This is a genomic window from Zobellella endophytica, from assembly GCF_003012775.1.
Lineage (GTDB): Bacteria > Pseudomonadota > Gammaproteobacteria > Enterobacterales > Aeromonadaceae > Oceanimonas > Oceanimonas endophytica.
Genome location: NZ_PXYG01000059.1, coordinates 1 through 217, shown reverse-complemented (window position 1 = coordinate 217; position 217 = coordinate 1). Strand labels below are relative to the sequence as shown.

Here is a 217-nt window from a genome sequence, read left to right as displayed (position 1 = left end):
AGGTCGCCGCCGCCACGGCCGGCCGGCAGCGCCGACTCCCACACCACGCCGTCGTCCCCCTCGGCCAGCAGCACCGAGACCGTCGGCGTGGAGTCGTCCTGCAGGGTGAGGGTCACGGTGGCCGTGGTGCTGTCCCCGTCGCCGTCGGTGAGCCGGTACTGGAAGCGCACCTCGCCCTCCTCGCCCGCCGCCGGGGTATAGCTGAAGCTGCCGTCAT

Annotated in this window: 1 protein-coding gene; it reads right to left on the bottom strand. The window is 73.7% G+C overall.

The annotated features are described in order from the left end of the window. Positions 1–217 (bottom strand): Ig-like domain-containing protein (locus C7H85_RS19790; RefSeq protein WP_158260127.1); only part of this gene is annotated, 217 nt, incomplete at both ends.